14 protein-coding genes are annotated in these 13,817 nt (G+C 37.5%); 2 read left to right on the forward strand and 12 right to left on the reverse strand.

Annotated elements, in window-relative coordinates:
* Positions 1-71: 71 nt before the first annotated feature.
* The 3 genes from rpsB to IGJ41_RS09765 form a co-directional block, all read right to left on the reverse strand.
* Complete coding sequence (gene rpsB / locus IGJ41_RS09755; protein ID WP_002356759.1) at positions 72-857, reverse strand: 30S ribosomal protein S2; 786 nt, start codon at positions 855-857, stop codon at positions 72-74.
* Positions 858-1,025: 168 nt separating this feature from the next.
* The gene (locus tag IGJ41_RS09760) at positions 1,026-1,478 is read right to left on the reverse strand and encodes a GNAT family N-acetyltransferase (RefSeq protein ID WP_002381579.1); all 453 of its coding nucleotides are present in this window, start codon (positions 1,476-1,478) and stop codon (positions 1,026-1,028) included.
* 19 nt (positions 1,479-1,497) lie between these two features.
* Positions 1,498-2,274, reverse strand: coding sequence for a TrmH family RNA methyltransferase (locus IGJ41_RS09765; RefSeq protein ID WP_002367051.1), 777 nt, complete (start codon positions 2,272-2,274; stop codon positions 1,498-1,500).
* Between the two features lie 106 nt (positions 2,275-2,380).
* On the opposite strand from IGJ41_RS09765, the gene IGJ41_RS09770 reads away from it, so the two are divergent.
* Positions 2,381-2,656 carry an acylphosphatase gene (locus IGJ41_RS09770; RefSeq protein WP_010706543.1) on the forward strand — a complete coding sequence of 92 codons (276 nt, stop codon included), beginning with the start codon at positions 2,381-2,383 and terminating at the stop codon, positions 2,654-2,656.
* Positions 2,657-2,822: 166 nt separating this feature from the next.
* A complete protein-coding gene (gene yidC, locus IGJ41_RS09775) occupies positions 2,823-3,755 on the forward strand; it encodes a membrane protein insertase YidC (protein ID WP_002356755.1) in 933 nt (310 codons plus the stop codon).
* Between the two features lie 33 nt (positions 3,756-3,788).
* On the opposite strand, the gene IGJ41_RS09780 is transcribed toward yidC, so the two are convergent.
* The 9 genes from IGJ41_RS09780 to IGJ41_RS09820 all read right to left on the reverse strand — a co-directional run bounded on the left by IGJ41_RS09780 (position 3,789) and on the right by IGJ41_RS09820 (position 13,713).
* Complete coding sequence (locus IGJ41_RS09780) at positions 3,789-3,980, reverse strand: DNA-directed RNA polymerase subunit alpha C-terminal domain-containing protein (protein ID WP_002356753.1); 192 nt, start codon at positions 3,978-3,980, stop codon at positions 3,789-3,791.
* 39 nt (positions 3,981-4,019) lie between these two features.
* Positions 4,020-6,104 carry a glycine--tRNA ligase subunit beta gene (gene glyS, locus IGJ41_RS09785; protein WP_002370425.1) on the reverse strand — a complete coding sequence of 695 codons (2,085 nt, stop codon included), beginning with the start codon at positions 6,102-6,104 and terminating at the stop codon, positions 4,020-4,022.
* A gap of 1 nt (position 6,105) precedes the next feature.
* The gene (glyQ, locus tag IGJ41_RS09790) at positions 6,106-7,014 is read right to left on the reverse strand and encodes a glycine--tRNA ligase subunit alpha (protein WP_010706545.1); all 909 of its coding nucleotides are present in this window, start codon (positions 7,012-7,014) and stop codon (positions 6,106-6,108) included.
* Between the two features lie 900 nt (positions 7,015-7,914).
* A complete protein-coding gene (recO, locus tag IGJ41_RS09795) occupies positions 7,915-8,709 on the reverse strand; it encodes a DNA repair protein RecO (protein WP_002374343.1) in 795 nt (264 codons plus the stop codon).
* Between the two features lie 82 nt (positions 8,710-8,791).
* Entirely contained in the window at positions 8,792-9,694 is a 903-nt protein-coding gene (era, locus tag IGJ41_RS09800) for a GTPase Era (protein ID WP_002359745.1), read from the reverse strand.
* Between the two features lie 13 nt (positions 9,695-9,707).
* Positions 9,708-10,109, reverse strand: coding sequence for a diacylglycerol kinase family protein (locus IGJ41_RS09805; RefSeq protein WP_002382764.1), 402 nt, complete (start codon positions 10,107-10,109; stop codon positions 9,708-9,710).
* Positions 10,093-10,572, reverse strand: coding sequence for an rRNA maturation RNase YbeY (gene ybeY / locus IGJ41_RS09810; RefSeq protein ID WP_002356745.1), 480 nt, complete (start codon positions 10,570-10,572; stop codon positions 10,093-10,095). The genes IGJ41_RS09805 and ybeY overlap by 17 nt, the downstream gene beginning before the upstream one ends.
* On the reverse strand, positions 10,572-12,770 hold the full coding sequence (locus IGJ41_RS09815) for an HD family phosphohydrolase (RefSeq protein WP_002382763.1): 2,199 nt from the start codon (positions 12,768-12,770) through the stop codon (positions 10,572-10,574). Before IGJ41_RS09815 ends, ybeY begins: the two co-directional genes overlap by 1 nt.
* A gap of 28 nt (positions 12,771-12,798) precedes the next feature.
* On the reverse strand, positions 12,799-13,713 hold the full coding sequence (locus tag IGJ41_RS09820; protein ID WP_369810298.1) for a PhoH family protein: 915 nt from the start codon (positions 13,711-13,713) through the stop codon (positions 12,799-12,801).
* Positions 13,714-13,817 lie beyond the last annotated feature (104 nt).

The raw sequence follows: 13,817 nt of genomic DNA on the forward strand, positions 1-13,817 counted from the left end.
TTAAAAAAGCTATCTCAAAGGAGAATCAGGCTTTTTGTCGCCTAGCCTTTGAGACAGCTCCGTAATCATTATTATTCAGCTGATTCGTTATTTCCTTCAACAACATCAACGATTTCTTCGATTGAAGTTGCTTCTGGTGTTTCTTCAACGAATAACTCTTCAGTTGCTTGGTCTTCCCCTTGGTTACCTTCGATGAAAGCGTCAGCCATTTTAGCAGTGATTAATTTCACAGCGCGGATTGCATCATCATTTGAAGGGATTACAACATCGATCTCATCAGGATCACAGTTTGTATCAACCATTGCAACGATTGGAATGTTTAATTTGTGTGCTTCTTGAACAGCAATGCGTTCTTTACGTGGGTCAACGATGTACATTACATCTGGAATTCTTGGCATATCAGCGATACCACCTAAGAATTTTTCTAAACGTTCACGTTCTTTGTTTAAGCCAGCAACTTCTTTCTTAGGTAAAACTTCAAAAGTGCCGTCTTCTTCCATTGCATTGATTTTTTTCAAGCGAGCAATACGTTTTTGGATTGTATCCCAGTTAGTTAACGTACCACCTAACCAACGATGGTTTACATAGTATTGACCAGCGCGGATTGCTTCATCTTTGATTGCTTCTTGTGCTTGTTTTTTAGTTCCTACGAATAAAGCAACGCCGCCTTCTTCTGCAACGTTTTTCATGTAATCGTAAGCTGCATCTACTAATTTCACTGTTTTTTGTAAGTCAATGATGTAGATACCGTTTCTTTCTGTGAAGATATATTTCTTCATTTTTGGGTTCCAGCGACGAGTTTGGTGACCAAAGTGTACGCCGGCTTCTAGTAATTGTTTCATAGAAATTACTGCCATGTTGTGTTTCCTCCAGTTTGGTTTTTATTTTCCTCTTCTTTTCGTCAACTCCTTGAAGAACTACCGTAGTAGCACCACTTCGCAGATGGAAAAGAATGTGGATTTCGTGTGTGAAAATCACACCTTTAACAGTATAAGATATTTTCAGAAAAATAGCAAGCCTTAAAACTAGAAATGTCGCTCCTGCTGCGCTTGCCAAACAAGATGACATTCTTCGTTTCCCGTTTCATCGATGGTTCGCTTTTGTTGGACAAAGCCTTGTTTTTGATAAAAGGCGTAAGCTGCTTGATTTTCCCTGTAAACAGCCAAAGATAAGACATCCTGTTCTTCTTTTGCTACTTGCAGTAATTTCTGACCGATGCCCTTCCCTTGAAACGCTTTTTTTATAAAAATTCCTGCGATATAGTTATCCATTAAGCCTAAAAACCCAATTATCTGACCCTCTTCTTCCGCTAAGATCAGTGTTGCTTTTGGCAACGCAGCGCGGACAAATGCCTTATTTTCTTGCCAATAAGTTGGTGCGACAAATGGATGAGCTTCTAGATTCGTTTGCAGCCAAATAGCCATAATGGTTTCTAATTCTTTTTCTGTTAACTGGGTTGTCTTTTTGATAGTCAGCATTTTTTGACACTCGTTTCTGTTATTGATTATTTTCAAAATAAAACATTAACACACCCGCTGCGATAGCGACATTCAATGATTCTGCTTGACCTTTCATTGGAATATAAAGATTTTTCGTGGTTTCTGCTAACAATTCTGGCGAAACTCCACTACCTTCATTGCCTAAAATCAACGCATAATTTTCCACTGCCTCTTGTTCATAATAAGCAATCGCAGCTTCATTTAATTCTGTACCGAAAACTGGTAGTCCTTGCTTCTTGAATGCCTGAACCACTTCAGTCAACTCTCGTTGGAGAACTGGTAAATGATAGTGGCTTCCCTGCATTGAGCGCAACACTTTTGTATTGTAAATATCTGCTGTGCCCTTACCTAAAATCACGCCTGCTAAACCTGCTGCATCAGCTGTGCGAATCATCGTACCAACATTACCAGGGTCTTGGATATTATCTAAAAGTAACCAACCACCTTTAAAAGAAAGCGACTGCTCTTGTTGCGTTTCCAAGGTGACAATTGCCAAAATTCCTTGTGAAGTTGGCAGCTCCGACAAGCTATTTAAAACCTCATCACTTACAAAAATTAATTTTTCTGTTTCTTGTTCAGCTAACCAAGTTCTCCATTCTTGTTGACCTCTTTGGTTAAACAAAATCCACTGAACATCGGCGTTGGCCTTCACGGCTTCTTCAACTAAATGAAATCCTTCTATTATATATTGGTTCAGTTCTTCTCGGTACTTCTTTTTGTGTAATTTTTTCCATTCTTTTAATTGGTTATTTTTCGTTGATATAATTTCTTTCATAAGTCACCTCGCCTTTGTATTATAGCATGCTTCTAGCTTGCTTGGATACTTGCTAGAACCAAGAAAAATCGCTATCATAAAGAAAAAAGCAAAGGAAGTGTCTCTCATGGAAAAACTAAGAATGAATGTACAAGGGCGTGTCCAAGGTGTTGGCTTCCGCTACATGACCAAAATGGTGGCAGATCAATTAGGTGTCACTGGTTCAGTGAGAAACGAAGACGACGGGTCCGTTTCAATCACAGCAATTGCACCTGAAGACATAATGGAAACATTTATCAAAAAAATCAAAGATTCCCCCAGTCCAGCGGGACGTGTAACGTATGTTGATATTCAAGAAGACCCTTTGTTAGAAGAAACGGAACAATTTAAAGTGATTCAATAAACTTACTTTCTAACGATTGATTTCTTTGGGAAGAAGCCTTGAACAGCAAGTAGTTCCTGCTTTTTATTGATTTTTGTAAGAGCTTCTTTTCGATTTTGATTGAAAAAGAGCGCTGTTTCAAGTATAGTTAACCATGTAAAAATTTTTTAGAAAAGGACCGAATTACATGCGTAAATTAAACCGATGGCTTTACGGCTCTGGCTTACTATTTTTAGTAATGTTTTTATCAGGCTGTGTGAAAACAGGAGCAGATGGACAACCAACTGGTGAAGGTTTTGTCTATAACTTCCTTGTTTTACCGATGAGTAATGCAATTACTTATCTTGTCGATAACTTTAATTGGAACTATGGTTGGGCGATTATTTTTATCACCATTATTGTACGGATCATTATTTTACCGTTAGGCTTACATCAATCGAAAAAAAGCTTTATCCAAACGGAAAAAATGCAAGCAATCAAACCCCAAGTGGATGTTGCACAAGCAAAAATGAAACAAGCAAGTACGCGTGAAGAACAAATGGCCGCACAAGCAGAACTACAAAAGATTTATAAAGAAAACAATGTGAGTATGGTTGGCGGAATTGGTTGTTTGCCTTTATTAATTCAAATGCCTATTTTCTCTTCTCTGTTCTTTGCTGCTCGTTATACAAAAGGTATTGCCACGGCAAGCTTCTTAGGAATGAATTTAGGGCAACCAAATATGATTTTAGTGGCATTAGCTGGTTTAGCCTATTTAGCTCAAGGTTATATTTCAATGATTGGTATTCCTGAAGAACAAAAGAAAACAATGAAATCAATGCTGATTGTTTCACCATTAATGATTGTTTTCATGTCCTTTAGCTCACCTGCAGGCGTAGCGCTTTACTGGGTAGTTGGTGGTATTTTCACATGTATTCAATCTGCCATCACAAATATCCTCTTACGTCCAAGAATTAAAAAACAAGTACAAGAAGAATTGAAAAATAACCCACCAAAACAAGTGGTTACTCCTATTAAGGATGTGACACCAAAAGAAACAAACAAAGTAACACAAAAAACGAACCAACCAAAAGCAAACGGCAATAAAGGTCGCAATGCTGGAAAACAAAAACGTAAATAAAAAAAGGATCGCCGTTTAGAGGCGATCCTTTTTTTACTTCAATTCTTTCCCAGTCATCTCTTCAATAGTTCGAATAGACTTTGGACCAAAGCCATGCAACGAAAGTAACGCTTTTCGGCCTCGTGCGTAGAGTTCATCCACACTGTCGATTTTTTCATTCGTTAGCGCACGAACAGCTGGCTTTGATAATTGTGTTAAAATTTGTTCAAATGTTGTTTCTAGCATACTGTCGGTTCCTCCTTAGCGGTCGAAAAACAGCGCTTTTTATTTCACAATTAATAAATCTAAGCTAGCAATTGATAACGCCATTTTAGCAATTTGCATTAATTGTTTTAATCGGTTTTGTTTGACTTTTTCATCCTCAACCATAACCATCGTTTCATTGAAGTACGCATCAATTAACGGACGTAGATTTACTAGTGCTTCATAGTTTTCTGCAATCGTGCGTGTCGCAAATGCTTCAGATAAATCGTTAACTGCTTGATACAGTTCTTTTTCTGCCTTATTTTCAAACAGACTTGGATCAATCCCTTCTTCAGTATCACCTAAAAGTTCTTGACCTTTTTTCGCTAAATTAATAACACGCGTTAAGGCTTCCATTGATGGTTTAAAATCTTGATCTTCAAAACGGCTTTTTAAAATATTCGCTGAAGCAAATAATTTTGATAAATCGGCTTGCTCAGCAGACACCACTGCATCGATAATGTCATGGCGAACATTTTTCGTCATTAATAATTGACGTAAGCGAGCTTTCACAAATTCAACGACTTCTGCTTGTCCTTCGTTTAGTAAAACGCCATATTTCTCAACATCTTGATTCACTGCTTCATCAACTTCTGTTTGTAATTGGACTAATGGGAAGGTCCAGCCTTTATCTTCAATAATTCGGATAACGCCATAGGTTTGACGACGAAGTGCATAAGGATCGTTAGAACCTGTTGGAATCATACCAACTGAGAAGAATGAAAAGACGCTGTCAAGCTTATCGGCTAAGGCCAAAACAGCCCCGATTGCTGTTTCTGGCAATTCACCTTCACTGGAAGTTGGTAAATAATGTTCTCGAATCGCCGTTGCTACGGCTGGTTTTTCGCCTTGTAATAAGGCATATTTTTCTCCCATAATTCCTTGTAATTCTGGGAATTCACCAACCATATTTGTTACTAAGTCAAATTTATAAATTTCAGAGGCACGTTTTAAATCTTCCAATTCCTCCTCAGATAAGCCAACTTTTCGACCAATGATTTGTGCAATTAAAGCAACCCGTTGCATTTTTTCATAAATTGAGCCAATCTTTTCATGGAAAGTCACATTTTTTAGTTTTTCAACACATGCTTCAATCGTTAATTTTTTATCTTCATTGTAAAAGAATTCTGCATCTTCTAAACGAGCAATTAACACTTTTTCATTTCCTTTAATCACGTTTTCAAGGTGAACATTATCCCCATTGCGAACAGCGATAAAATGCGGCATTAATAAGCCTTGGTCGTTACGAACTTCAAAGTAACGTTGGTGTTCTTTCATAGAAGTCACTAATACTTCATCTGGAACAGATAAATATTTTTCATCAAAACTGCCTACAAATGCAGTTGGATATTCCACTAAATTCGTAACTTCTTCCAATAACTCTTCATCTAAAGCTAACTGCCAATTTTTTTCTGCAGCGAGTGCGTTCGCTTGATCAACAATCATTTGTTTCCGTTCATTCGGTTGAACCACTACAAATTGTTCTTTTAATTTTGCTTCATATTCATTAGCATGTTGGAACGTCACATCGTCTCCCAAGAAACGGTGGCCACGAGAAGTTTGCCCTGTTGTCACGTCTAACACTTTGAAAGGAATTACTTCATCATCAAGTAGTGCCACAATCCAGTGAATTGGACGAATATATTCGAAATCATAGTTTGCCCAGTGCATTGTTACCGGGAAAGTTAGACTTGTAATCACGTCATTTAATTTTGTTAATACCTCTTTGGCACTTTGGCCTTTGGTAAACTTCGTCACATAGACATATTCGACACCATTTAATTCTTTGAAAACAATGTCCTCAGTTGTAACTCCTTGGCCGCGTACAAAACCTTGTGCAGCTTTTGACCAATTTCCTTCAGCATCTAAAGCAATTTTTTTCGCTGGACCTTTTACTTCTTCTTCAACATCCGCTTGTTTTTCAGGAATCGCAGTTACTTTCACGGCTAAACGACGAGGTGTGGCAAAGGATTGCACTGTTTCATAGTCTAAATGATGTTCATCTAAAAATTTGATTACTTTTTCTTCAAGTTGGATACGGCTTGGTGTGACAACATGTGCGGGCATTTCTTCTAAGCCAATTTCTAATAATAAATCTTTTGCCATGTTATTCTGCCTCCTTGGATACGTGTTGGTCTTTATTTAATAATGGGAACCCTAATTTTTCACGTTCAGCCACAAAAATTTTCGCTACGGAACGAGCCATATTCCGAATGCGGGCTAAATATCCTGCACGTTCCGTTACAGAGACAGCGCCGCGAGCATCTAATAAATTGAATGTATGGCTACATTTTAAAATATAATCATAGGCTGGATGAACTAAACTTTCTTCAATACAGCGTTTAGCTTCTTTTTCAAATTTGTCAAAGTTTTCTAAAAGCATTTCTTGGTTACTAATTTCAAAGGAATATTTTGAATGTTCATATTCAGGTTGAACAAAAATTTCACCATATTTAACGCCTTGTGTCCATTCTAAATCATAGACACTTTCGACTTCTTGGATATATGATGCCAAGCGTTCTAACCCGTAAGTAATTTCAGAAGTGACAGGATGACATTGTAAGCCGCCAACTTGTTGGAAATACGTAAATTGGGTAATTTCCATGCCATCTAACCAAACTTCCCAACCTAAACCAGCACAGCCCATTGAAGGATTTTCCCAGTTATCTTCTACAAAACGAATGTCATGTTCTAATGGATCAATTCCTAATAATTTCAAACTTTCTAGATAAAGTTCTTGGATATTTTCAGGAGAAGGCTTCATTACAACTTGGAATTGATGATGTTGGTATAGACGGTTTGGATTTTCACCATAGCGTCCATCAGCTGGACGACGAGAAGGTTCTACGTAGGCTGCATTCCATGGTTCAGGTCCAATGGCACGTAAAAACGTGTAAGGACTCATGGTGCCGGCTCCCTTTTCTGTATCATAGGCTTGCATTAACATACAGCCATTAGATGACCAAAATTTTTGCAAGGTTAAAATCATTTCTTGTACGGTTAACTTGTTTTTCATTGTTTTCCTCCTTGGAATATTTTTTATAGACATAGGGATTGGCTTTGCTTCGGGAATGTAAATTTAAAAAGGGATACAGAGAAACAATTTTGTAGAATGGGATAATTTTTATGCTGTTCATCATCTACTCTGTCGCCTTTGCGCCAATTGAGCTTTTTTGAATAAACGTTACTATTTTTTCTTTTGGTGTTAACTGTTTGCTTTTTTTATTCGGTTACAACGTTCCCTTTGGTCACCTTGTGCTGTTCATCATCTACTCCATGTTTTTGGCTAAGCAGTTTGTTTTAACATAGAGGAGACAACGTTCCCTTTGGTCACCTTGTGCTGTTCCACATCTGCTCTGTCACCTTTGCGCCAATTGAGCTTTTTTGAATAAACGTTACTATTTTTTCTTTTGGTGTTAACTGTTTGCTTTTTTTATTCGGTTACAACGTTCCCTTTGGTCACCTTGTACTGTTCATCATCTGCTCTGTCACCTTTGCGCCAATTGAGCTTTTTTGAATAAACGTTACTATTTTTTCTTTTGGTGTTAACTGTTTGCTTTTTTTATTCGGTTACAACGTTCCCTTTGGTCACCTTGTACTGTTCATCATCTACTCTGTCGCATTTGCGCCAATCGTAGTGATTCACAGCAAAAAGTCCCCATGCCTATTAATAGACATAGGGACGAATAATTATCGCGGTTCCACCCTACTTCCGATGTGTTCATCGGCAGCTTCGTTTGTCGTACTCCAAAGTGCCTTTCAAAAGTTCCGTGTTTCTGGCTCCCACTCTCCCAGATTCGCTTAACAGAGGGTTCTTTTTACTTCTCTTTTTCTTCGTACGTATTTAACTTCTCTATCATAATACGGTGTCTGAGGGAAGTTGTCAATTTTTTTTTTTAGAAAAATGACTGCTTGTTTATGTTTCTTTTTCTTCCTTCTTTCGTGGCGGAATTTTTAACGTATTTTCCCACGTTTTCATTTGATCAATAAATTTTTTGCTTTTTAAGTGCAACCCGACATATTCATCGTATAACATATCAATCGTTTCTCGAATACTTTTCTTAGTTTCTTCTTTTACTTGAATGTTTTGGACTTTTTCATAGGAGACTTGCGAAAATAAGCGAATAAAATGAATTGCTCTAGGATCTGCATGGTAGCGCTGTTCATCTAAATGCCAATGTTTTTCACAAAGCACACCGCTATACTTTGAAGAGTAGTCAAATTTCCCTTGTGTTTCGCCACAAGCCACACAATGATGCCATTCTGGTCGTACACCAAAGCGTTCTAACAATTGAATTTCAAAAATATTTGTAATGATTTCCGGATCTTTTTGCTCATTTAAAGCGGATAATGCCATGTGGGTAAATTGAAATAAATTAGGGTCATAGTGCTGATCTTCAATTGCTGCATCGACTAAGTTTAAAATATATGTTCCGTATGCGTTAATAAATATGTCTTGTTGAATGTTTCGAAAAGGTTGAACTTCTTTGCTGCTATTGAGAAAAGATAAGCCTTCTTCTCTAAAATTTCCGATGTAGACGGCTTCTGTAAATGGCAGAATCGCTGGCAAAAGAGGATTATTTTTTCGATGCGCGCCTTTCACAAAAAACATCAATTTCCCATAGGATTCTGTAAAAATTTTGACGAGTTTATCCTTCTCTTTAAAATCCTTCGTAAATAAAATAATGCCTTTGGTCTCCCCTAATGCCATTCAATTCACTTCCATTTCTTATGTAAATTAGTGTAGTGTTTGGAAAGTTCGTTTATACACTCGCTTCCCAAACACTACTTTCTTAATATTCTTCTTTGCGATAACCAAAATCTTGTAAATAGATTTTTTTGTCACGCCAGTCTTTTTGGACTTTTACCCAAAGCTCCAAATACACTTTGTCATCTAATAAATATTCAATATCTTGACGCGCCTTGGTACCAATTTGTTTCAGCATTTTTCCGCCTTTGCCAATAATGATACCTTTTTGACTGTCCCGTTCCACAATAATGGTTGCTTGGACATGGACTTTATCGTTTTCATCCCGTTTCATTGAGTCCACAACGACAGCGACAGAATGAGGAATCTCATCTCTTGTTAAAAGTAACACTTTTTCACGAATTAATTCGGAAACGATAAAATATTCTGGATGATCCGTAATTTGGTCATCAGGGAAATATTGTGGTCCTTCTGGCATTTGCTCAACGAGAACATCCATCAAATGCTCAAAATTATTTCCTTCAGTGGCAGAAATGGGAATAATTTCTTTAAAGTCCATTTGTTTCGAATAGTCTTCAATAATACTCAATAAATCATCTGGATGGACTTTGTCAATTTTATTAATAATCAAGTAGACTGGACTATTATTATTTTTCAATCGTTCAATAATAAAGTCGTCACCTTTCCCGCGTTTTTGATCAGCACTTACCATAAATAAAGTAGCATCTACTTCACGCATCGCATTGTAGGCACTTTCCACCATGAAATCGCCCAAGCGGTGTTTAGGTTTGTGAATCCCTGGAGTATCGATAAAAACAATTTGTGCTTCAGGAATTGTATAAATTCCTTGAATCTTATTACGAGTTGTTTGTGCTTTGTCACTCATAATTGCAATTTTTTGGCCGACAATTCGATTTAACAATGTTGATTTTCCAACATTTGGTCTGCCGACAATGGCTACGAAACCAGATTTATGTTCAGTTGTCATTGTATTTCTCCTCTTATTTCCACATTTGAATGATTTGTAAAATTTTTGGTACAAATAGAATTAGTCCTACTAGCACTGCGAAACCGGCTGTTAATAAAACAGCTCCTGCGGCCATGTCTTTGACTTTTTTTCCGATTGGATGAAAGTGAAAATCCGTAAACATATCTACGACATTTTCAAAAATTGTGTTGATAATTTCTGCCAACCAGACAAGAAAAACGGCCAATAACAACCACAGCCATTCAGCAAGTGTTAAGGAAAACAAGAAACCAAACACAATGGCCGTGACGCCAAACGCCACATGTTTGCGCATATTACGTTCTTCTCGAAAAACTGTTTTGATTCCTTGCCAGGCAAATTCTAATGAATTAATAAAATGTTTATTTTTTCCTGTTTGCTCATCTTTTAAGGCCATACGCATCTAAAATCTCTTTCTGTAAACCAAACATTTCTTTTTCATCTTCAGGTTCCATATGATCGTACCCATTCAAATGTAAAAAGCCATGTACTGCCAAAAAGCCCATTTCTCGCTCCAATGTGTGCCCATATTCAACTGCTTGTTCTGCTGCTCGCTCTGTTGAAATAATTAAATCACCTAGATTACGTGGTAGCTCTGCCAACTCTTCATCATCAAAAATAATTGGCAATTCGTCTTCCCCTTCATCCTCTAAAGCAAAACTGATGACATCTGTAGGCATATCTTTGCCCCGATAGTCACGATTAATCACTTGGATACCTGCGTTATCTGTAAAAGTCACCGACATCTCCGTATCTTCGGCAATTTCTAGAAAACCCGCTGCAAATTGCAGCAAATTTTCGATTTCTTTGATTTCTTCTGTTGGTACTTTCTCGGTTTCATCAATGAAAGTAATATCCATTAGTCATCTCTCTTTTCTTGTTCATCTTTCATTTCTTCTGCTTCAGCTTTCATTTTTGGATACTTAATCCGTGAATGGAAGGTACTGCATAATCCATTAATTAATGATTTTTCAATGATGCGAATCTCTTTCATCGTTAACCCGCATTCATCTAATTGGCCATCTGAAATTCTATCTTGAATCACATTATGCACAAAGGCTTGAATTTTTTCGTTGGTCGGATGATCCATCGCCCGCACAGCAGCCTCACAAGTATCAGCAATACTCACAATCCCTGCTTCTCGTGTTTGTGGACGTGGCCCAGGATAACGGAAGTCTGATTCTTTAATTTCAGGATTGCGTTCTTTTGCTTTCACATAGAAAAATTTCATCAATGTTGTGCCATGATGTTGACGACAAATGTCAATCACCATTTGCGGCATATTGTACTCTTCTAAAATTTTGGCGCCATCAATTACGTGGCCAAAAATAATTTGTTTACTATCTTCTGGCAATAAAAAGTTATGTGGATTTTCTGCGCCAGCAGGTAAGTTTTCCACAAAGAAATTGGCGTGTTTAATTTTGCCAATGTCATGGTAATAACAAGCAACTCGTGTTAATAGCGACCGTCCACCAATCTCAGCAACAGCGTTAGCGCTCAAACTAGCCACCATCATGCTATGATGATAGGTACCTGGCGCTTCTTCTAACAGTTGTTTTAACAACGGATGGTTCGGATTACTTAATTCATTCAAGACAATCATACTATCATCAGTCACTAATAATTCGATATATGGATGCAAGCCCATTGTTGCTAAAAATGAAAGTACCGTTCCTGCACCTGCACAAATTAAAGCTGTCCACGTTTTACCATCTGTTAAACTCATTCCTTGATAAATCATTAAGACAACCGCCATGAAAACAGGAAAGACCACTACCCACATTAAAGCTGGGAAAACTTGCTCACTCATCCGTTTCCGTTTAACAACTGTTGCTAGAAATCCTGAGAATAAGTACATAATCAGAATAACCGTCAACGAGTTTGTGCCAATAGAATTATAAAAGATAAATAACGCAAAAACGACTTGGAAAATGGCAGCGATTATCCCTGAACGACGATTTACAAAATGATTTAGAATCAGCGGCGCAAAGGCTGCCGGATAGAACAAGGGAATATACATCAACTGCTCTGTTTGGAAAATCTGGAAGAATTTCATTAAAATAACACTGATTAGCATAGCACCCGTGTAAAAGATAATAAACGAGCGTTGTCGCGAAGGCTCAGTCACTTGTTTTGTAAAGAAAATTAACACTTCAACTTGAAGTAAAATAGCTAATGCTAATGCCACCATCGGAAAAATAGAGGTATTTTGACTAGTCATTCCTAGTAACTCAAGTTTTTCGACCGCTTTTGCATCAATTTGAGTACCTTCACGAACAATAATTTCGCCTTGATAAATCATTGCGGGTTGAACAGCATTCATCGCTTTTTGACGCAGCTCTTCTGTTCGTTTTTCATTGGCAATATCGTTTACCACAATCCCTTGGTTAACAATGTAACGAATGACTTGTTGCATGGTACTCGTAATATCTAAGTATTGAATTTTACCGTTAGCTTCTTGGCGAATTTTATCCAAATCAGATTCTCGAACGTGATTTTGCATTGCGTCATCCACCAACATCAAACTTTCTGAACGAACCTTATCCAATTGCTCAGAGGTTAATGTAAAGATTGTTTGATAAAAAACATTAGGAAAACTTTGATAAAACGTAACTTCATCTTGCGGTAAAGATTCAAACAATGACTTTAAGCTAGCTACTCGTTCTTCCACGGTCGGCGCAGGAATCGTTTCTTCCTTTTTGGCCTTCGCTTGCTTATTGCTGTACTCTTTGTCTACTTTTTCATTCGCAGAATCAATCAATTTAAATAATTTATCAATACGATTATGTTGGACAGATGCCGTATCTTCTTGATAAATATATTCGGGGGTGACAGCTTCTGCTGCCAATTTTTTTCTTTGTTCTGTTTCGTAGGTATTCTCGATATTTTTATTTGCACGAATGGTTTTCTCGGCCAGTTGACCTTCTTTAATTTCTACTCTTTTCTGATGGACACTGCCAAACATAATCATAAATAAAAGAAGAGAAAAAACGGCTAATAAAATAGGTAAGTAGGCCTTACCTAAACGATCCCCTAACTTTGTAAGTACTTTTTTCAAAAGGTACTTTCACTCCTTCCCTAACTGCTTAGGAATGCTTTTGTTGTTCTTTTTCATAGGCTTGAATAATTTGTGCTACAACCGGATGACGCACAACGTCACTGGCTTCAAAATTTACAAAGGCAATTTTTTCAATGTCTTTTAACGTACGCTCGGCGTTAACTAAACCACTTGTTACACCACGTGGCAAGTCAATTTGACTAGTATCTCCATTAACAATCATTTTTGAACTAAACCCTAAACGAGTTAAAAACATTTTCATTTGGGCAACCGTGGTATTTTGTGCTTCATCTAGAATGACAAAAGCATCATCCAATGTACGACCACGCATATAAGCAAGCGGGGCAATTTCAATAACGCCGCGTTCCATTAAACGATTTGTATGATCCATACCAAAAATTTGATATAAGGCATCGTAAACTGGACGTAAATAAGGATCGACTTTTTCTTTTAAGTCACCTGGTAAAAAGCCCAAGCTTTCGCCAGCTTCCACCGCTGGACGAGTTAAAATAATTTTTTGTACTTCGCCTTTTTTCAAAGCTGCTACCGCCATCACCACGGCTAAAAAGGTTTTTCCTGTTCCCGCAGGTCCCACCCCGAAAATGACGTCATGAGTTTTAACTGCATCGATATATTTTTTTTGACCAACATTCTTAATTCGGATGGCCCGACCATGATGGTCCTTCATAATTTCTTCTTCATACATGGCAATAAACGCCTCTAAATTTCCAGCTTTGGCCATTTTTAAAGCAGAAACGACATCTGGCGTATGCACTTTGATGCCTCGTTGAATTAATGTTTGTAGCGCTCTTAACACGGAAGCGACTAACTCTACCTCTGATGATTCGCCAATTAACTGAATAACTTCGCCACGACTATTAATCGTTACGTGGGTATTCTCTTCTAAAAATTTGATATGTTTATCATGTGTTCCTAAAAGCATGTGTGCATCATCAGAATCAGTAAGTATTAATTCCAAAGATTTTGACTGATTATCTGTCAAAAAACGTCCATCTCCTTTATTATATAGTCCTTTACAATGATACC

This window comes from Enterococcus sp. DIV1537a (genome assembly GCF_051712085.1).
Taxonomy (GTDB): Bacteria; Bacillota; Bacilli; order Lactobacillales; family Enterococcaceae; genus Enterococcus; species Enterococcus faecalis.

Coding starts and splice junctions, on each gene's coding strand:
- IGJ41_RS09765 (WP_002367051.1), bottom strand. CDS start 2,274: ATGAAAGAAATTATATCAACGAAAAATAACCAATTAAAAGAATGGAAA.
- recO (WP_002374343.1), bottom strand. CDS start 8,709: ATGGCATTAGGGGAGACCAAAGGCATTATTTTATTTACGAAGGATTTT.
- rpsB (WP_002356759.1), bottom strand. CDS start 857: ATGGCAGTAATTTCTATGAAACAATTACTAGAAGCCGGCGTACACTTT.
- IGJ41_RS09770 (WP_010706543.1), top strand. CDS start 2,381: ATGGAAAAACTAAGAATGAATGTACAAGGGCGTGTCCAAGGTGTTGGC.
- ybeY (WP_002356745.1), bottom strand. CDS start 10,572: ATGGATATTACTTTCATTGATGAAACCGAGAAAGTACCAACAGAAGAA.
- glyS (WP_002370425.1), bottom strand. CDS start 6,104: ATGGCAAAAGATTTATTATTAGAAATTGGCTTAGAAGAAATGCCCGCA.
- yidC (WP_002356755.1), top strand. CDS start 2,823: ATGCGTAAATTAAACCGATGGCTTTACGGCTCTGGCTTACTATTTTTA.
- era (WP_002359745.1), bottom strand. CDS start 9,694: ATGACAACTGAACATAAATCTGGTTTCGTAGCCATTGTCGGCAGACCA.
- IGJ41_RS09805 (WP_002382764.1), bottom strand. CDS start 10,109: ATGGCCTTAAAAGATGAGCAAACAGGAAAAAATAAACATTTTATTAAT.
- IGJ41_RS09820 (WP_369810298.1), bottom strand. CDS start 13,713: ATGCTTTTAGGAACACATGATAAACATATCAAATTTTTAGAAGAGAAT.
- IGJ41_RS09780 (WP_002356753.1), bottom strand. CDS start 3,980: ATGCTAGAAACAACATTTGAACAAATTTTAACACAATTATCAAAGCCA.
- IGJ41_RS09760 (WP_002381579.1), bottom strand. CDS start 1,478: ATGCTGACTATCAAAAAGACAACCCAGTTAACAGAAAAAGAATTAGAA.
- glyQ (WP_010706545.1), bottom strand. CDS start 7,014: ATGAAAAACAAGTTAACCGTACAAGAAATGATTTTAACCTTGCAAAAA.